This window comes from Lachnoclostridium sp. An181 (assembly GCF_002160325.1).
Classification (GTDB): domain Bacteria; phylum Bacillota; class Clostridia; order Lachnospirales; family Lachnospiraceae; genus An181.
The window spans coordinates 58,273-77,449 of record NZ_NFKJ01000014.1 but is presented as its reverse complement, the minus strand read 5'-3'; the positions used below and the strand labels follow the sequence as shown (position 1 = coordinate 77,449).

Annotated in this window: 18 protein-coding genes and 1 riboswitch; of the genes, 11 read left to right on the top strand and 7 right to left on the bottom strand. The window is 44.1% G+C overall.

Annotated features, from left to right (window positions below):
• The first annotated feature begins 55 nt into the window (after positions 1-55).
• The 5 genes from B5F18_RS09515 (at position 56) to B5F18_RS09495 (ending at position 5,871) form a co-directional block, all read left to right on the top strand.
• Positions 56-1,072, top strand: a complete 1,017-nt coding sequence (locus B5F18_RS09515; protein ID WP_087157432.1) for a glycosyltransferase family 2 protein — start codon at positions 56-58, stop codon at positions 1,070-1,072.
• 92 nt (positions 1,073-1,164) lie between these two features.
• A complete protein-coding gene (rbr, locus tag B5F18_RS09510; RefSeq protein ID WP_087157431.1) occupies positions 1,165-1,773 on the top strand; it encodes a rubrerythrin in 609 nt (202 codons plus the stop codon).
• A 13-nt stretch (positions 1,774-1,786) separates the two neighbouring features.
• Positions 1,787-3,475 carry a S8 family peptidase gene (locus B5F18_RS09505; protein ID WP_087157430.1) on the top strand — a complete coding sequence of 563 codons (1,689 nt, stop codon included), beginning with the start codon at positions 1,787-1,789 and terminating at the stop codon, positions 3,473-3,475.
• A gap of 97 nt (positions 3,476-3,572) precedes the next feature.
• Positions 3,573-4,172: a nicotinate-nucleotide adenylyltransferase gene (locus tag B5F18_RS09500; protein WP_087157429.1), complete on the top strand. Its 600-nt coding sequence runs from the start codon at positions 3,573-3,575 to the stop codon at positions 4,170-4,172.
• Between the two features lie 224 nt (positions 4,173-4,396).
• Positions 4,397-4,493: riboswitch (purine riboswitch) on the top strand.
• 97 nt (positions 4,494-4,590) lie between these two features.
• A complete protein-coding gene (locus B5F18_RS09495) occupies positions 4,591-5,871 on the top strand; it encodes an amidohydrolase family protein (RefSeq protein ID WP_087157428.1) in 1,281 nt (426 codons plus the stop codon).
• A 197-nt stretch (positions 5,872-6,068) separates the two neighbouring features.
• Here the strand turns inward: B5F18_RS09495 and B5F18_RS09490 are convergent, their stop codons facing one another.
• The 4 genes from B5F18_RS09490 to B5F18_RS09475 form a co-directional block, all read right to left on the bottom strand.
• Positions 6,069-6,701, bottom strand: a complete 633-nt coding sequence (locus B5F18_RS09490; RefSeq protein WP_087157427.1) for a GNAT family N-acetyltransferase — start codon at positions 6,699-6,701, stop codon at positions 6,069-6,071.
• On the bottom strand, positions 6,698-7,105 hold the full coding sequence (locus B5F18_RS09485) for a hypothetical protein (protein ID WP_087157426.1): 408 nt from the start codon (positions 7,103-7,105) through the stop codon (positions 6,698-6,700). The genes B5F18_RS09490 and B5F18_RS09485 overlap by 4 nt, the downstream gene beginning before the upstream one ends.
• Before the next feature lie 306 nt (positions 7,106-7,411).
• Positions 7,412-8,344 carry a carbamate kinase gene (gene arcC / locus B5F18_RS09480; protein ID WP_087157425.1) on the bottom strand — a complete coding sequence of 311 codons (933 nt, stop codon included), beginning with the start codon at positions 8,342-8,344 and terminating at the stop codon, positions 7,412-7,414.
• A gap of 111 nt (positions 8,345-8,455) precedes the next feature.
• On the bottom strand, positions 8,456-9,004 hold the full coding sequence (locus B5F18_RS09475; protein ID WP_087157424.1) for a prolyl-tRNA synthetase associated domain-containing protein: 549 nt from the start codon (positions 9,002-9,004) through the stop codon (positions 8,456-8,458).
• Positions 9,005-9,150: 146 nt separating this feature from the next.
• On the opposite strand from B5F18_RS09475, the gene B5F18_RS09470 reads away from it, so the two are divergent.
• The gene (locus B5F18_RS09470) at positions 9,151-10,914 is read left to right on the top strand and encodes an ABC transporter ATP-binding protein (protein WP_087157423.1); all 1,764 of its coding nucleotides are present in this window, start codon (positions 9,151-9,153) and stop codon (positions 10,912-10,914) included.
• Complete coding sequence (locus tag B5F18_RS09465; RefSeq protein WP_087157422.1) at positions 10,907-12,643, top strand: ABC transporter ATP-binding protein; 1,737 nt, start codon at positions 10,907-10,909, stop codon at positions 12,641-12,643. The genes B5F18_RS09470 and B5F18_RS09465 overlap by 8 nt, the downstream gene beginning before the upstream one ends.
• A 57-nt stretch (positions 12,644-12,700) precedes the next feature.
• On the opposite strand, the gene B5F18_RS09460 is transcribed toward B5F18_RS09465, so the two are convergent.
• Positions 12,701-13,093: a DUF3783 domain-containing protein gene (locus B5F18_RS09460; RefSeq protein WP_087157421.1), complete on the bottom strand. Its 393-nt coding sequence runs from the start codon at positions 13,091-13,093 to the stop codon at positions 12,701-12,703.
• A gap of 193 nt (positions 13,094-13,286) precedes the next feature.
• Between B5F18_RS09460 and B5F18_RS09455 the strand changes: the two genes are divergently transcribed.
• A complete protein-coding gene (locus tag B5F18_RS09455) occupies positions 13,287-14,057 on the top strand; it encodes an ABC transporter ATP-binding protein (RefSeq protein ID WP_087157420.1) in 771 nt (256 codons plus the stop codon).
• A 3-nt stretch (positions 14,058-14,060) separates the two neighbouring features.
• Complete coding sequence (locus B5F18_RS09450; RefSeq protein ID WP_087157419.1) at positions 14,061-15,251, top strand: ABC transporter permease; 1,191 nt, start codon at positions 14,061-14,063, stop codon at positions 15,249-15,251.
• A gap of 3 nt (positions 15,252-15,254) precedes the next feature.
• Here the strand turns inward: B5F18_RS09450 and B5F18_RS09445 are convergent, their stop codons facing one another.
• Entirely contained in the window at positions 15,255-16,718 is a 1,464-nt protein-coding gene (locus B5F18_RS09445; protein WP_087157418.1) for a DEAD/DEAH box helicase, read from the bottom strand.
• A gap of 123 nt (positions 16,719-16,841) precedes the next feature.
• Positions 16,842-17,486, bottom strand: a complete 645-nt coding sequence (locus B5F18_RS09440) for an ECF transporter S component (protein ID WP_087157417.1) — start codon at positions 17,484-17,486, stop codon at positions 16,842-16,844.
• A gap of 137 nt (positions 17,487-17,623) precedes the next feature.
• Here B5F18_RS09440 and coaBC point away from each other — a divergent pair, with 137 nt between their 5' ends.
• Both coaBC and B5F18_RS09430 read left to right on the top strand, forming a co-directional pair.
• Positions 17,624-18,820: a bifunctional phosphopantothenoylcysteine decarboxylase/phosphopantothenate--cysteine ligase CoaBC gene (gene coaBC / locus B5F18_RS09435; RefSeq protein ID WP_087157416.1), complete on the top strand. Its 1,197-nt coding sequence runs from the start codon at positions 17,624-17,626 to the stop codon at positions 18,818-18,820.
• Between the two features lie 47 nt (positions 18,821-18,867).
• On the top strand, positions 18,868-19,125 hold the full coding sequence (locus tag B5F18_RS09430) for a PRC-barrel domain-containing protein (protein ID WP_087157415.1): 258 nt from the start codon (positions 18,868-18,870) through the stop codon (positions 19,123-19,125).
• The last annotated feature ends 52 nt before the right edge of the window (positions 19,126-19,177 follow it).

Here is a 19,177-nt window from a genome sequence, read left to right as displayed (position 1 = left end):
AAATTGGGGAAGAATGATTTATACTAGAAAATACTTGTGAGAAGGAGTGAAAGGAATGAAATATTTATCGGTTGCGGTTCCGTGTTATAATTCCGAAAAGTATATGGAGAAGGCATTGGAATCGATATTGTCTGGAGGAGAGGACATAGAGCTGATCATTGTAAATGACGGTTCATCGGACAGTACACTTGAAATTGCAAGAAGATACGAGAAAGAATATCCGACCATTGTAAAAGTTGTGGATAAGGAGAATGGCGGGCATGGAGATGCGGTGAATGCTGGACTGGAAACAGCAACAGGAATATATTTTAAAGTAGTGGACAGCGATGACTGGGTGGATGAAGAGTCCTTAAAGAAAATTCTGTCTGTGATAAGAGAATTGTACGAACAGGGACAGGAGGTGGACATGTTCCTGGCAAATTATGTGTACGAGAAAGTAGGAGCACAGCATAAGCGCGTCATCCATTACCGGAATGTCCTTCCGGAGAATCAGATTTTTACGTGGAAGGAAGTCGGACATTTCCGGATCGGCCAATATATTCTGATGCATTCTGTTATTTACCGGACAGAGCTTTTGAAACTTTGCCAGCTTAAATTGCCAAAACATACTTTTTATGTAGACAATATTTATGTATATTATCCGCTGCCTCATGTTCGCACCATCTATTATATGAACCTAAATTTCTATCGTTATTTCATCGGCAGAGATGACCAGTCTGTCAATGAAAAGAATATGATCAAAAGGGTGGATCAGCAGATATTTGTAACAAAAACATTGATCGATATGTATGTGCTGAGAAAAATTCCGAATAAAAAGCTGAGGAATTACATGGTGAATTATTTGGCGATCATGATGACAGTATCTTCCATTATTTTAATAAGATCCAAAACGGAGGAGGCTTTGCGTAAGAAAAAAGAACTCTGGGATTACCTGAAGAAGAATGACTATCGGGTGTACTGGAAAATCCGTTATGGAATTCTTGGACAGACAGCCAACCTGCCGGGGCATTCGGGACGAAAGATATCAGTCATGGTGTATCAGGTTGCGAGAAGGCTTTGGGGATTTAATTAGAATTTATACTGAATGGGAAAATAAGGAAGAAACTGGTATAAAATTTGTGCTGAGGGGCATACTTCTTTCAGAGAAGAAAAGGAGTGTGTGATATGGCAGTTGATTTTAGTAAAAGTCAGACAAAAGAGAACCTGATGCGGGCGTTCGCAGGGGAAAGCCAGGCTAGAAACCGCTATACAATCGCAGCTGAGCAGGCAAGAGAAGAAGGCCTCTACGCAATCTCAAATATTTTTCTTTTTACCGCAGAGCAGGAAAGAGCGCATGCGCAGAGATACTATGAGTTGCTTGGTGAGATGGCGGGAGAGACGATACACATTGACGGCGGATATCCGGTAGACATTGCAGACAAAACGGAGACACTGCTTGAGATGGCAGGAAAAAACGAGTTTGAAGAGTATGATGACGTGTATCCTGCATTTGGAAATATTGCAAAAGAAGAAGGATTCTATGAGGCAGCGGGAGCTTTTCTCCAGATTGCCCAGATTGAGAAACTGCATGGAGAAAGATTCCGGGAAGTTGCAGCACTTCTAAAGAGCGGCGAGTATTTTGAGACACCAGAGGAGCAGAAATGGATGTGTTTAAATTGCGGACATCTTCACATTGGAAAACAGGTTCCAAAAGTATGTCCGGTCTGCCGGCATCCGCAGGGATTTTTCATTCCAGTGTCATTAGCTCCGTACTGCGGAAATATAATCAAATAAAAACAGGAAAAATATGAACAGTCAAAAAGCAGACAATGTATTGAACCTTGCGCTGGACGCAACGGAAGCAGAGCGGGAAAAATCTGCGGAGCTGGATGTCGGAACAGAGGGGGAGCTTTGGGAAGTCATTATTAAGTATTCCGGAGATTTGGATACAGTCAGAGAAGTTGCAGATGAAGTGACAGAACTTCAAAATGAATATGCGGTTTTGAAGATACAGAAAGAACGCATGGAGGAGTTGGCGTCACTTGCTCCCGTGGAATTTATTGAGAAACCTAAACTGTTGTTTTTTGAGCTGCAGAATGCAAAGAGGGAGGCTTGTATCACAAGGGTGCAAAGGGCTCCCTTTTCCCTTTTGGGAGAGGGGGTTTTAGTCGGGATTGTAGATTCTGGAATTGACTACACAAAGGCAGAGTTCAAAAATATGGACGGGACGACAAGGATTGCATTTCTTTGGGATCAGATGGGCCAGGGAACCCCGCCTGAAGGGTTCCATATGGGGGCGGAATACTCGTCGGAGGATCTAAACCGTCTTCTCAAGGAAGGAAATGACGGGATTGCGCCGGGATTTGATGTCTCGGGACATGGGACTGCAGTGGCGTCAATTGCAGCAGGAAATGACGGGGTGGCACCAAAGAGTATGCTCCTTGTGGTAAAGATGGGACTTGCAGGAGAAAGAGGTTTTCCAAGAACTACAGAACTGATGCAGGCAGTGGATTACTGTATCAGGAAAGCACTCCAAATGCGCATGCCGCTAGCGCTGAACATTAGTTTTGGAAATACATATGGTTCTCATGACGGTACCTCGCTAGTGGAAAGATATCTGGATGATGTGGCAAATATCTGGAAGAGTGTGATCTGTGTGGGATCGGGGAACGAGGGGGAGACAGCAGGCCATACAGCCGGAATTTTAAAAGAGGATGAAGAAGTGGAGGTCAGGTTTTCCGTTCAGGAGCGGCAGCAGGCGATCAGCATTCAGATATGGAAGGAGTATCAGGACTTGGTGGACATTTCTTTGATTTCGCCTTCCGGGAGAAGAGCAGGCCCGATTCAGGAGGAACTTGGCACGCAGAGGCTTGTGTTTCAGGAGACAGAGGTACTTCTCTATTACGGAGAACCAAGTCCTTTCAGTACTGCCCAGGAAATCTATCTGACATTCCTTCCGACGAGACAGTACCTGGACAGCGGAGAATGGAGAATTTTGCTGTCACCAAGAAGGATCGTGCAGGGAAATTATGAGATGTGGATGCCATCCGGAGTACTTTTAAATCGGGGCACTGGTTTTTTGTACCCGGTCAAGGACACCACTTTGACGATTCCTTCCACCGCGTCACGGGTTGTAACAGTGGGGGCATATGATGCTGCAACAGGGGCGTACGCTGGATTTTCCGGGCGGGGATTTACAAGGCAGCTGGAAGTTATCAAGCCGGATCTTGCAGCTCCCGGCGTTGGGATTGCTGTGCCCGGCACTGGGGGAGAGGTTGTGGTAAGTGGAACTTCATTTGCAGTCCCTTTTGTGACCGGCAGTGCAGCGCTTTTGATGGAGTGGGGGATCATACGTGAAAATGACCGGTATCTGTACGGGGAAAAGGTCAAGGCTTATTTGCGCAGAGGGGCAAAAAAACTGCCTGGATTTTCAGAATATCCGAATCCGCAGGTGGGATATGGGGCGCTCTGCCTTGGAGACAGTATTCCGGGGTAGCGCTGTATTGATATTGGCGGAATTTATCAATATATGTTATAATGGGCAAAGTGTAAAAAACGGAAGATAAAGGGTGAGATGGAGGAAGATTAGAGATATGGTAGAGACAGGTGTCATCCACGGACGATTTCAGGGACTGCATTTAAAACATATGGAGTATATACTTGCAGCAAAGATGAGATGCAAACGACTTTATATAGGGATTACAAATCCGGAGGACTCTTATCTGGCAAAGGTTTCCAACCGCCTGAACAAAGCGAAGATAGCGGCTAATCCATTTACTTATATTGAACGGTATGAAATGTTAAGGGATGCAATGAAGGAGTTCGGAGTGGACAGGGAAGAATTTGAGATCATCCCTTTCCCGATTACAAAGCCAGATCAGCTTTTGCAGTATGCTCCGCAGGATGCGGTATACTTTCTTGGTATCTGTGACAGCTGGAGCGAGGACAATAAAAAAGTACTGGAAGGTCTGGGGCTTAAGACGGAAGTAATATGGTGGAAAAGTCCTGACGAAAAAGGAATTACCGGAGCAGAGGTAAGGGAAAACATAATCACAGGACAGGACTGGAGAAATCTTGTGCCAAAGACAGTATACCAGTACATTGTAAAAAGGCATCTTGACGACAGAGTGAAACGCCTTGTGGAGGAGAAAAGGGTTACAAAAAAGCGTCTGGAAAAATTAGAGAAAAAATAGCGCAAGTATAATCTTAAAGATAATGCCAAAAAAATAGGATATCTCAAAATAAAGATCATGGATACAATTTTGAGATGTCCTATTTTTGTGGAAATTTAGTTATTATGGAAATCTGGCAATATAATAGTCATAGGCAGCACAGAGGGGGGTATAGTGGGATGGAATGGATGGAGATTTTGAAATTACGGATACAATAGAAATCTTGACAGAATGACTGGTGGGTGATAAATTAGGAATGTAAAACATGTATAAATTCACAGAATGGGTGAATGTATCTACCGGCTGCCGTATCAGCTGACTATGTGTTTCTATCCAATATTTCAGGGACGGAAACCAAAGTCAGAGAGCAGGCGGTTTTTTGTTTTGTTTCTTTAAATAGATTATGGTTATGTCTCAATAAGAAAAAGGAGATTGGTATATGAATAAAGAAAACACACGAATCCTAAAAGGCGACATCTGCTACAGTACAGATAAAAACACTCTTATTACTGTGCCGGACGGCTATTTGATTTGCCAAAACGGACTGTCTGCGGGGGTATTTCCCCGTCTTCCGAAACAGTACGATGGGTTTCCTATAGAGGACTATTCTGGAAAACTCATTGTACCCGGTCTTGTCGATCTGCACATTCACGCTCCTCAGTATGCCTTTCGAGGTTTCAAGATGGATCTGGAGCTTTTAGACTGGCTGAATTCCAGCGCTTTCCCGGAAGAGGCTAGATACGAGGATACGGAATATGCAAAAAAAGCATACACTATCTTTGTTCAGGATCTGAGAAAAAGCGTAAATACCAGAGCCTGCCTATTTGCCACTCTCCACCTTCCGGCCACCAAAATCCTTATGGAGCTACTGGAGCAATCCGGACTGGAGACCTTTGTGGGAAAGGTGAATATGGACCGCAACTGTCCGGGATATCTGCGGGAGGCAACCGGGGATGTCTCCGCCGATACTACCATCGCCTGGCTAGAGGAAACAGCCGGAATTTATTCCCATGTACGGCCAATACTCACACCTCGGTTTATTCCGGCCTGCTCTGACAGGCTTATGGAACGGCTGAATCAGATTCAGAAGGAATGGCGGCTTCCTATTCAATCTCATCTTTCAGAAAATCCGGAGGAAATTTCCTGGGTTCAGAAATTGGCACCTCAGTCCCGGTTTTATGGCGATGCTTATAAACGGTTCGGCCTGTTCGGTGGTGATGTTCCCACTATTATGGCTCACTGCGTCCATTGTCCGCCGGAGGAAATTCGTCTGATGAAAGAACAAGGAGTTTATATTGCCCATTGTCCACAGTCTAACACCAACTTAACTTCCGGAGTTGCACCTGTGCGTCTTTTTCTTGATCAGGATATGAATGTGGGCCTGGGATCTGATATTGCCGGTGGCACTGTCCTCTCTATCTTCCGGTCCATGGCTGAGGCTATCCAGGTCTCAAAGCTAAGGGCCCGACTTGTGGATGACAGATTAAAGCCTATCACCATGGAAGAAGCCTTCTTTATGGGCACAAAGGGAGGAGGCAGTTTTTTCGGAAAGGTAGGAAGCTTTGAAGAGGGATACGAAATCGATGCCATTGTGCTGGATGAAAGCCGGATTCCCCACCCCCAGGAGCTGACTGTAAAGGAGCGGCTTGAGCGGTTTCTCTACCTTTCAGGAGATGACTGGATACTTCACAAATACGTAAAAGGGCGTCGGTTATTTTAATCCGGCGCCCCCTATATATGATCTTTTCCCTTTTTGAATTTGAGGCGGATGTGGCCTATTATGTATGTTACCGCTGCAATACAATTCTGTTCTTTATTTACATAAACTTGGTCGCAAACTGCTGTTGTACAAACCTAACGACAGGCCGCAATTCTTTGATAATAGTTTTCATTCACCTTATCGTAATTATAGGAAATTTACGTTCTTATCTGATAATCATAAATGAAGAAAACCATATCCCCCTTTTCTTTCTTTACATCAATAGCCTGTTTCTTTTCACAACGTCTTGTCAATCCTAAATGTTCATAAAATGGATAATTGCAGCTGGTGTCCGTAAATAAATAAAACTCAGAAATATTTTGTGATTTCATGTAATCAACAATTGTTTGGAATAACTTTCGACCTAAGCCTTTTCCGCGACACTTCTCGCTGATGGCGAAGAATGCCAATTCTCCTTTATAGTCTTTTTTGCAAGCAGCGAGCAACTCTTTATCAATTTCCTGTACGCATTTAAATATTTTTGAGATTTCTCGCCCCTCTTTGGATATGTACAGTGTGACAACGGATTTCAGCCATTTAATACGCAGAGATAACGGACACTTATGTTTGTCAACATTTTTCCCCATAATAATGCCAACCGGAGCACCGTCTATCTCCGCAACTCTCACAAAGGTTTGGTTGGCAAAACAGCTATTCAAATATACTTTTGCCAGCTTTTCTGCTGTTTTAGGAGAACAAAACCGATCGTACTTCCACGTTTCGCGCACCACATTTTCTAATGCTCTATGGTCTGTTTTATGATATTCTCGTAAAATAAACTGTTCGTTCATTTAGATGTTTTGTCCCTTTCACGTCTTTCTAAAATTGTCTTTGGTATTTCCTGATACCGTTTTGTCAAATAATCTTTTCCCTTTGTATGCCATTTATAAGCTGTAACCGCTAATCCTACTGTAAAGAGTAATACTGCTATTCCCAGACTGTACCGATATCCTGCCAGTTCAAGAATAAAATAACTGATAACCGAAGAAATGGCTGCAGCTATTAAATATATCCACATTGTACATTTTTGTGCACTTTTTGCCGGAAAAGATAAGAAAAAATCATCCCACCTGTCAGAATTGAATTGCAGCTGCCTGCCTTTAATCCAAAACAGCAACAGAAAAATGCCTAATGCAAATGCTTTGCATAAAAGCATTTTTAATCCTGCTATCAATACCAGCAATAATAAATACATCTATAATTCCTCCTTCCTGCTTGCCTTGTTTTCTTTCTTGATTTATAATAAACCGTACTGTAACTGTACGGTCAAGAGAGATTATCAATGTTTTTTGATAAAAAAATTATTTACAATCAGACAATTTGCAAAACTACACGAAATAAATAAGAAAACTTTAATAATGTAACTATGCAAAAACAAGATTATCCCGTGATGATTCAAAGCTTTAAAAAGCATGGATTCACGGGATAATCTTATTTGTAGGTGGCAGGGGTATAAAGTGGTATTAACCGACAGCCCTATCCTCTTTGTTTTTAGAAATGTTTACTCAGAAATCCAAGTTCCGGTCTTGCCTTTCACAGCATCTTTTAACTTGTCAAAAGAAGTAATGAGTGCTGCTCTTCCCTGGCGTTTTTCGATAAAAGAGACGGATGCCTCGAATTTAGGGAGCATGGCATGTTTTCCGAACTGCCCTTCCTCCATGTAGGCCTTTGCCTGTGCCACGGAGACTTTGTCCAGCTCGCATTCGTTTTCCTTTCCAAGATTGATGGACACTTTTTCGTCATTGGTGAGAATGATGAGCATGTCCGCGTCAATAAGCTCTGCAAGTTTTCCGGCAGTGTAATCTTTTTCAATAACAGCGCTTGCACCTTTTAGGCGGTTGCCCTGCAAAAGAACAGGAATTCCTCCCCCTCCGGCAGCGATGACTACCTGGTTTGCGTCCACAAGAAGGCGGATCGCGTCAATTTCAATGATGTCCACAGGTTTTGGTGCGGAGACAATGCGGCGGAATCCTTTTCCTTCCACCTCAATACAATAATTTCCTTTCTCCTTTTCAGCGGCAGCTTCCTCTGCGCTCATATATCGTCCGATGACTTTGGTAGGCGTGTAGAATGCCTCGTCATAAGGGTCCACAAGTACTTGTGTCAGTACAGTGCTGACAGTACGAAAGATTCCGCGGTCCAAAAGCTCTTCGCGGATAGCATTCTGCAGATCGTATCCAATGTATCCCTGGCTCATGGCAGAGCAGACAGACATGGGAGCTGCAGTGTATTCTGTGTGCGTGTTCCCAAATTCGTTCATCGCCGCGTGAATCATGCCGACCTGCGGGGCGTTGCTGTGGGTGATGACGACCTGATATCCGGCCTCTATCAAATCAGCGATGGATTTTGCGGAATTTTTTACCGCTACCATCTGTTCAGGGAGAGTTGTCCCTAGTGCACGGTGGCCGAGGGCCACTACAACTTTTTTCTTCATATGCTTTCCCTCTGTTTCTTTCTTGTCATTTTGGAATAATATAAAAATTATATAATTTTTTGCCTTAAAAAGCAATGATAATGTGCAAAACTGTGCAATATAAAGAGAAAATTACAGCCGCACGATTGTTGCATGGTGTCCGGTATGTTTCAAAAACTTTTTCATGATGTCCGAGGTCTTGATCTTTAAACTGGAGGTGTTGATGCAAGGATGGCATCCGATGTACTCGCTCTCCAGCACATCTTTATCGATCAACAGCTCTACATACCAGTCTTTGTCGTTCATCAGCCCAAGGACGCTCACAGAGCCAGGGGTGATATTCAGATATTTTTCCATGTATTCCGGCTCTGCAAAGGACAGTCTTGAAATGTGAAGCTGCTTGGATAAATCCTTTGTGAGGAACTTTTTGTTGCCTGGGATAAGTAAAAGGAAGAAAGTTGTCTTCTGTTGATTGCGCAAAAAGAGATTCTTGCACATGGTCACACCGAGTTTTTTGTCGATATCTTCGCAGGCTTCCATTGTATCTGCGTGGTCATGGTCCACGCGTTCAAAAGGGATATTCAGTTTTTTCAATAAATCGTAGACAGCCATCTCTTTTGGAAGACGTCCATTCGGGTCAGGAGCTGTAGTGTACACGTCGCTGATATAAAAATCACTCATGGGTAATCTCCTTTTTTAAATTTGTTAATTTTTAAACATAAGTTTAGTATAGTGAATAAACGGAAAAAAAACAAGAAAAAGTATGGCCTTGCATAAAAGATAAAGCAATTTTATAATAAACAGAGTACAAAGAAAGGGAAAAGAACATGTTTCAATTGATATCATATTTAAAAGATTACAAAAAGGAGAGCATCATCGGGCCCCTATTCAAGCTTTTGGAGGCGTGTTTTGAGCTTTTGGTTCCCCTGGTGATGGCCTCTGTCATTGACGTTGGGATTAAAAATCGTGACATCCCTTATATTATGAAAATGGGGGGAGTTCTCGTGGCTTTTGGAGTTCTCGGCATGGCATGTTCTCTGACAGCCCAGTATTTTGCGGCAAAAGCAGCAGCAGGTTTTGGGACAGGATTAAGGTATGATATGTTCAGCCATATCCAGTCTCTTTCTTATGCAGAGATTGACAAAGTCGGAACGTCCACTCTGATCACAAGGATGACAAGCGATATCAATCAGGCGCAGGCAGGGGTAAACCTTGTACTCAGGCTTTTTTTGCGGTCACCGTTTATTGTCGTAGGGGCCATGCTCATGTCCTTTACCATTAATGTGAAATTGTCACTGATATTTGTTGTCGCAGTCCCGCTTTTGGCCGTGATCATATACGGTATTATGATGGTAAGTATCCCGCTTTATAAAAAAGTGCAGAGAGGACTCGATGAAGTGTTAATGTCCACAAGTGAAAATCTGGCAGGTATACGTGTGATCCGTGCATTTTGTACACAAAAGCAGGAGGAGAAAGAATTTGAGGAAAAAAGTGTTTTTCTTCTGCGTATCCAGATGCTTGTCGGGAGAATATCTGCTTTAATGAATCCTTTGACCTATGTTGTTGTAAATGCAGCCATCATCGCCATTGTATGGTATGGGGGCCTGAAAGTGGATGGCGGGGAAGTGACGCAGGGGGAAGTGATCGCGCTTGTAAATTATATGACACAGATTCTGCTAGCCCTGGTGGCGCTTGCAAACCTGATCGTAAGTTTCACAAAAGCGATGGCCTCCGGCAACAGAATTGTGGAAGTGTTTGCATTAAAGCCCGGCATCGTGGATGCAGACAGAGAAGAGGGGGAAACTGCAGGAGAGTTGAGGGAGGACGTAAACCCTGAGTCTTATGCAGTGGAGATGCACAAGGTGGAATTTACCTATGGAAATACAAAGGAGCCGATGCTGTCCGGTATTACTTTTCAGGTGAAACCAGGTGAGACTGTGGGGATCATCGGTGGAACAGGTGCAGGGAAATCTACGCTGATCCAGTTAATCGGAAGATTTTATGATGTCTCTAAAGGAGAGGTCAAGGTGTTTGGAAAAAATGTGAAGGATTACAAGATTTCGGATTTAAGGCAGATGATCGGGCTTGTACCCCAAAAATCTGTCCTTTTCCATGGAACGATCCGTAAGAATCTGCAGTTTGCAAAAGAGGGGGCATCCGATGAGGAGATTCATGAGGCACTTAGGATTGCCCAGGCAGAGGAGATTATCGCTGCAAAACCAGAAGGGCTGGATACCATGGTGAGCGAAGGGGGCAAAAACTTTTCCGGAGGACAGCGCCAGAGGTTGACGATTGCGAGGGCGCTTGTGCGAAAACCGAAAATCCTCATTTTGGACGACAGCTCCTCTGCGCTTGACTTTGCCACGGATGCAAAACTGCGCAAAGCTTTACGTGAACATGTAAAGGATACGACTGTTTTTATTATTTCTCAGAGAGCATCAACACTGATGCACGCAGACTGCATCCTTGTTTTGGATGACGGAAAGATCGTAGGTATGGGAACGCACGGAGAGCTTTTGAAAAACTGTAGTGTATATCAGGAAATCTGCCGTTCTCAGATGTCCAATAAGGAGGTGGAGAAACATGCGTAAGAAAGATGGGGTATGGAAAAAGGTGGCTGGGCTTATACGGCCGTACGGGCATTATCTTTTCTTTTCACTTCTGTTTGCAGTGGTATCAGTGGCACTGACACTTTATGCACCCATTCTCGTGGGAAATGCGGTGGATGAGATCATCGGAAAGGGTAACGTGGATTTTGTGAAAATTCTGGAAATTCTGCGAAAGCTTGCAGTGGTCATTATAGTGACAGCACTAGCCCAGTGGATGATGAATCTGTGCAACAATACGATCACCTTCCGGGTAGTGCGCGATGTCCGCGTGATGGCCTTTGCACATCTCCAGAAACTGCCGCTGCAGTATGTGGACAGCCATCCGTCCGGGGATACCATCAGCAGGATCATTACGGATGTGGAGCAGTTTTCGGACGGACTTTTAATGGGATTTTCCCAGCTGTTCACAGGGGTTGTAACGATCGTTGGCACGTTGGTGTTCATGCTGTCCATCAACGTCAAAATCTCCCTTGTTGTCATTCTTATCACGCCGTTGTCCTTTTTTGTGGCCGGGTTCATTGCAAAGCGCACGTACACCATGTTCCACAGACAGTCACAGACAAGGGCCGAGATGACATCTCTGGTCAATGAAATGGTGGGTGCCCAGAAAGTAGTGCAGGCATTTGGGTATAAGGAGCGGGCGCTTAAAGAGTTTGAAGAGATCAATGAAAGGCTTAAGGAGTGCAGTTTAAAGGCAACCTTTTTTTCCTCGATCACGAATCCGAGTACACGTTTTGTCAACAATCTTGTATATACAGGAGTGGGAATTATGGGGGCGCTTGGTGCAATCAGAGGTGCAATCAGTGTAGGACAGCTTTCCTGTTTTCTCACCTATGCAAATCAGTACACAAAGCCGTTTAATGAGATTTCCGGTGTGGTGACAGAGCTGCAGAATGCGGCTGCCTGCGCGAAACGTGTGTTTGACTATTTGGATGAGGAGACAGAAGAAGAGGACAGCGTGGCAGCACTGGAGATAGGAAAGGCAGATGGAAGTCTAAAACTTGACAAGGTGTCCTTCTCCTATCAAAAAGACAGAAAGCTTTTGAAGAATTTAAACCTTTCCGTAAAACCGGGACAGAGAATTGCGATCGTAGGACCAACTGGATGTGGAAAGACAACGCTGATCAATCTTCTGATGCGTTTCTATGATGTGGATGAGGGGACGATCTATATGAGCGGAAATTCCATCATGGAGATCAAGAGGGACAGTGTCAGAAAAAACTATGGGATGGTGCTTCAAGAGACATGGCTGAAATCCGGCAGCATTGCCCAGAATATTGCATATGGAAAAGGGGATGTGACGAGGGAGCAGATCGTAGATGCCGCAAAGGCTGCGCATGCCCACAGTTTTATCAAAAGAATGGAGCATGGATATGACACGCTTATCACAGAAGACGGCGGAAACCTCTCTCAGGGGCAAAAGCAGCTTTTATGTATTGCAAGGGTAATGCTGAAACTTCCTCCTATGTTGATTTTGGACGAGGCAACCTCTTCCATTGATACAAGAACAGAGATCATGATCCAGCAGGCATTTGAAAAGATGATGGAAGGTCGGACGAGTTTTATTGTGGCCCACAGGCTTTCCACAGTAAGAAAAGCAGACTGTATCCTGGTCATGAAGGATGGAAATATCATTGAGCAGGGTACGCACGAAGAATTGCTTGAAAAGAGAGGGTTTTATGCGAACCTCTATGAAAGCCAGTTTGCGTAACAAAGAAAAGTCCTTAAGAGATGAAAATCATTTTGGTATCTTAAGGACTTTTTGCAGTTAAAATTCTGTGAGTTCTTTCTTGGTGATGGCTGCATGCTCGGCTTTGAGTTCCTCAAAACAGCGGAGTGCATTCCAGTGCTGGTTTACGCTTGTCAGAACAGCCTTGTATGGAATAGGTCCTGCTTTGCTGTTTCTAAGCCCGGAGAGAAGAAGATTTAATTTCTGCTCCGGGAGGTTGCAGAAGATCATCATTTCTTTTTCGAGTTCATCGCCGTCATAGAGATTGTCCACAGCCTCCACATCTTTGGAGCCAGCGAAGAGGCCAACTGGCTGGAGGTAGTCTTTTTTGTCCACCTTCTTGATCCGCACCTTGAGCGGAAAAAGAACAAGCTCCACATTTAAAAGTTTCTGCTTATCTTTAAAGTTAAATAATAATACTGTTTCTCTCATTTCAATTCTCCTCTCTAACCTCCTCTTTAGAGAAGGTAAGTATATTGTATACGAAAATATGGAAAGTGAAAAGATAAAGTGTTGAAATTTTCGGGGGGGGGGTATGATAGAATAAAAAAATCAGTTGACAAGACTAAAAAAGAAGAATATTATTGTATTAATTAAGTAATACAAAATGCAGGGAGGAAACGTTATGATTGAGATTAAAAATCTGACTAAGGTTTATCGATTGAATAAAAAGCAGATGCAGGAATCACATACAAAGAATCCGAAAAAAGTTGCGGTAAACCATCTTTCTTTTTTGGCAAAAGAAGGGGAGATTTACGGACTTTTAGGTCCAAACGGTGCCGGAAAGACGACGACGCTGCGCTGCATTGCAACCATCATAAAACCTACGGACGGAGAGATTGTTGTGGAAGGCCATGAGGCAAGAAAAGACTCTGAGGCTGTCAGAAGAAGTATTGGCTTTTTGACAAGCGATATTAAGCTGGACCCACAGTTTTCCGTGGATTATCTGTTTGACTTTTTTGGAAGACTGCACAATGTTCCAAAAGACAGGCTCAAGGCCAGGAAAGAAGAATTGTTTTCCTACTTTGGAATCCGGGACTTTGCCCACAAACCGATCAAAGAGCTGTCCACTGGTATGAAACAAAAGGCAGCCATTGCCGTTAGCCTTGTACACGATCCAAAGGTCATCATCTTTGACGAACCGACAAATGGGCTGGATATCATCACGGCAAGAAGTGTGACGGACTATCTTAGGAAATTAAGAGATGACGGGAAAGTCGTCATTGTTTCCACACACATTATGTCCGAGGCACAGAAATTGTGTGACAGGATCGGTGTTATCATTGACGGGGAAAAGGTGGCAGAAGGCACTGTAAATGAACTGCTTATAAAGACCGGCGGCCAGGATTTGGAAGAGGCATTCTTTGAGTTATACAAAGCGAAGAAGGGGGCATAAGGAATGAACGGGGTAAAAGAAATATTTAATAAAGAGATGGCAAGGATCTTTAAGGACAAAAAGATGATATTTTCCGTATTTTTCCTTCCCGTGATCATCATGGTTGGTATCCTTGGAATTATCAATAGTCTGTCCCAGAATATGGCGGACGATATTGAGGAACATACTTCCATTGTGTATATGATGAATGAGCCGGAAAGCTTTCAGGCATTTCTGGAGGCGTCCCAAACAAAATGCGATGTGAAAAATGTAGAGGATATGGATGATGCAAAGGAAGAGATTAAGAATGGAACCGCTGACCTTATCATTGAATTTCCGGAAAATTTTGAAATGGAAGTCAGTGATTATAAAGAAGGAGATACAGTGCCTCAGATCAAGACATATTATAATCCGTCCGAGGAATACTCCTCTTCTGCATTCCAGGAGATCTCAGGTGGCATACTTGAGTTGTACAGACAGTCGCTTTTGAGTGAGAGGGTAGGCAGTCTTGACAATATTGCAGTGTTTCATGTGAATTCAGACAATCCGGATATGGTGATCCAGGACGATGCAAAAGCAGGCGGCAAGGCGCTTGGCATGATGCTGCCGTATCTGATCACAATTCTTCTCTTTGCCGGTGCGATGGGTATTGGAACCGACATGATCGCAGGGGAAAAAGAGAGAGGTACCATGGCAAGCCTTCTTGTGACACCTGTGAGAAGAAGCAGTATTGTTCTGGGCAAAGTCTTTGCACTGATGGTGATTTCCGGAATTTCTTCCGTCATTTATCTTGGGGCTATGATCGCTGCAATGCCGATGATGTCAGGAGGGGAAACTTTGAATATCCAGTTAAGCCCGAAACAGGGTGTGATGCTTGGTGCACTGCTCGTGTCGCTGGCATTCCTCTATTCCGCGATCATTGTGCTGTTGTCTGTGTTTGCAAAGACAATAAAAGAGGCGAACACTTATGTGACGCCTGCTTATATGGTAATTCTTGTTGTGGGGCTTTTGACCATGTTCTCCACAAAGGGCGCAGACCTTACTTCTTACTGCGTTCCGGTCTACAACAGTTCACTTGCCATGAAAGAAATACTCACACAGGAAATCGCCATGTCCGAGTATGGAATCACACTGGGCATGACGATCGTGCTGGGAGTACTGCTTTGCGGTGTGATCGTCAAAGCATTTGAAAGTGAAAAGGTGATGTCTCTATAAACCTTACTTTTTCCTTCGGGAATGGCGTGCAAGTTTTGCGGGAAACTTTTTGGAGAAGGAATCCTTCTTAGGATTCCTTCTCTTTTTGTCTTTTTCGATGCCGGAATATTTTTTGACGGACTGGTTTCGCTTTGGCATCCTTGGTACCCGCAAACACTCTACCTGACAAATGGAGTCAAGACGTTTGTTTTTTCTAAATGATCTTGCGAGGAGTATCTGCGCAAGCTTTGATGCGCTCAATCCTTCTTTTTGCAGCTGTTCTACAAAAGTTTCCCATTCCGGGGAGAGTTCTTGGGAGGAAAGATGAAGGAGCTCTTGGGCAAAAAGCTGTTTTTGGTGTTCCAGGATCATTTCCACTTTTGGGAGTGTCTGCTCACGGATAGGAAGTTTTGTGTAGTGCTCGATTTTTTTGAGCTGTTCAAACTGTCTGCGGCCGGACACAAGTGTATGGCTCTCCCCTTTTCTGCCCGCGCGCCCGCATCTTCCGATCCGGTGTACATAGTACTCCAGCTCCTGCGGGATATCGTAATTGAATACCATATCCACATCGTCAATGTCAATTCCTCTGGCAGCTACGTCTGTGGCGATGAGGATTTTGGCGTGGCCGTTTCGAAAATCATCCATGATGGCAGTGCGCTGGCTCTGGCGCAGATCTCCGTGGAGAGAGGCAGCGCGGTATCCGCTTTTTTTCAGGTTGGAAGAAAGCTCATCCACTGTCTTTTTGGTATTGCAGAATACAAGGCATTTAGAAGGGGTCAGGTATTCAAGAAGCAGTTTCAGGGCATCTGTTTTCTTAGAGGAAGGCAGGTAATAGAAATTCTGCCGGATGTCAGGGGCAGACTTCTTTCCTTTGTCAGCCTTGATAAATACAGTGTCTGTCTGGAATTCTTCCGTGATCTTCAAAATTTCAGGGGACAAGGTTGCGCTGAAAAGAATGGTCTGTCTCTCCTTTGGGGTATCGAGGAGGATTTTGCGGATATCGTCCACAAATCCCATGTTGAGCATTTCATCCGCCTCATCGAGAACAACTGTGCGCAGATTGCAGAGTTTTAAGGTATGTCTGCGCATATGATCCATAATACGTCCCGGGGTTCCCACAACGATCCGCGCCTTTTTTAATGCTTTTATCTGTCTTTGGATCGGTTCTCCCCCGTACACACAGGCAATGCTGATGCCGGAGAGATATTTGGAAAACTTCCGTAGTTCCTTTGTGATCTGCAGGGCCAGTTCCCGTGTCGGGGCCAGAATCAATGTGTTTGCCCGTTCGCCGTTTTCTGCAGCCCTCTGGATGAGCGGAAGACCGAATGCAGCTGTCTTCCCTGTGCCTGTGGCAGAACGCCCGGTCACATCATGACCGTTTAAGATCGGAGGGATGGAGCCGGACTGAATATCTGTGGCGTGCTCATACCCAAGTTCTGAAATGGCTCTTAGTATTTCGTGTCTTAAGTTCAATTCATTAAAATTCATATTGTTCCTTTTCTTTCTGTAAAATTAAAAAACTGAGGACACCGCAAAACATTTTCAGATTTTACGGTATCCTCAATATGCTCTCATTACTATATCATAGTTTACATACAAGTACAAATAAATTTAATGCTGTCTTACCGGAAGTTTTAACCTGGCTGTAAATTTCAGCAGCACTTTTCCGACGGCAGCTACTAAAACTGTGGCTGCGATGGCCTCCGGTATGCCCGAAGTCGCAATGGTTGCCATGATAAGTCCCCATACAGCTGTTACAGCCACCTCTTTTGCCTGCGCATACTGGGATGCAAATAAAAGATAAATACTCCCCATGACCAAAAAAGTGTGCAGGATAGAGCTTATAAACCCTGTAACTACAAGAGAAAGAATTTGATTCTTTAAAAACTTTGTGACCAGGATCCAGATCCATGCAGCCGCAACTCCGAGAAGAATACGGCATCCGACAGAAACCCAGACTGCTTTTAAAGAACCTAAAAGTCCGGTGGTGCTAAGAAATGGCGAGAAGGCAAAGGATAAAAGTGTTGGGGCCATCGTATTGCTCGCAAGGGAGCAGACGCCGAATACGCCGCCAAGAATGCCTCCGGCCAGGGGACCAAACAGCAGTGCGCCTAAAATGACAGGAATGTGTACGGTTGTCGCCTTAATGACCGGCAGTTGGATCATGCCAAGCGGAGTGTTCGCAAGGACAATGATAATGGCTGCCATAAGTGCAACACTGACCATCCATCGGGTGTCTTTTTTGTTTTTTTTCATTATTTAGTTTCCTCCTTGTTATCATTCTCGTAATGAGATACAATACAATACAGCGAAAAGTATACCATGCATTGGAACATGCGGCAAGTAATCTGCAAACAATTGACAAAATACGAAATAGATGAGGAGGACAAAAAATGCTGAAAGGAAAAACTGTACTGCTTGGCGTTTCAGGCGGGATTGCAGCATACAAAAGCGCTATGCTTGCAAGCCTTCTTATAAAACAGCGAGCAGATGTGCACGTGATCATGACAGCAAATGCAACGAATTTTATCAACCCGATCACCTTTGAGACACTGACTGGCCATAAATGTATCGTGGATACATTTGACAGAAATTTTGAATTTCACGTTGAACATGTGTCTTTGGCAAAAAAGGCGGATGTGGCTGTCGTGGCTCCGGCCACAGCAAATGTCATCGCAAAACTTGCACACGGAATTGCGGACGATATGCTCACCACGACTATGCTTGCGTGCAGAAAGCATAAGATCATCGTCCCTGCCATGAACACAAATATGTACGAAAATCCGGTGACTCAGGACAATATCCGAACACTGGAAAAATATGGAATGGAAGTTGTAAAACCGGCCTGCGGGTACCTTGCCTGTGGGGATGTAGGATCAGGAAAGATGCCGGAGCCTTTGGAGATTCTCTCCTATGTTTTGAGGGCGTGTGCGATGGAAAAAGATATGAAGGGAAAGCGGGTGCTTGTGACTGCAGGGGCGACACAGGAATCCATTGACCCGGTGCGGTACATTACCAACCACTCCACCGGAAAGATGGGATATGCGGTGGCAGAAATCTGCATGCTGCGCGGCGCGGATGTAACGCTTGTGAGCGGCAGGACAAATCTTTCCCCTCCGCCGTTTGTAAAAGTGAAAAATATAACATCTGCAAAGGAGATGTTTGATGCTGTCACATCCATGGCGGGAGAGATGGATATTATCGTGAAAGCCGCTGCAGTGGCAGATTACAGGCCAAAAGAGTACAGTGATGAGAAAGTGAAAAAAAAGGAAGGAGATCTGTCCATAGAGTTTGAGCGGACGGATGATATCCTCGCCTATCTTGGAAAGCATAAAAGAGAAGACCAGTTTTTGTGCGGATTTTCCATGGAGACAGAACATCTTGTGGAAAATTCCAGAAAAAAACTGAAAAAGAAAAATGTGGATATGATCGTAGCGAATAATCTAAAAGAAGCAGGAGCAGGTTTTGGAACAGACACAAATATAGTGACACTGCTCACAAAAGACAAGGAGATAAAGCTCGAGAAAATGTCAAAACTTCAAGTGGCCGGTGCAATGATGGATGAGATCCTCAAGATCGTCAATAAATAAAGGGGACTGTCATAACTTAATAACAAAAGGGAGATGGCGGTGGCAATATGCGTTTGTGCGAATTGAGGAGGAAAGAAGTCATCAATGTCTGTACCTGCAGACGTTTGGGATGTGTGACGGACATGATCTTTGATCTGTGTTGTGGAAAGATAGAGGCGATCATTGTTCCGGGGCCGTGTAAGATCTGTGGGATTTTAGGGTATGAGGCAGAGTACATTATTCCTGTCGAGTGCATCAGACAGGTAGGAGAAGATATCATATTGGTAGAGATAAAGGAAGAAAAATGTCTGAAGAGCTGTAAATGAGACAGAAGAGTTTGACAATTCCTTGTCTTCCATTATATACTGAATTTAAAGT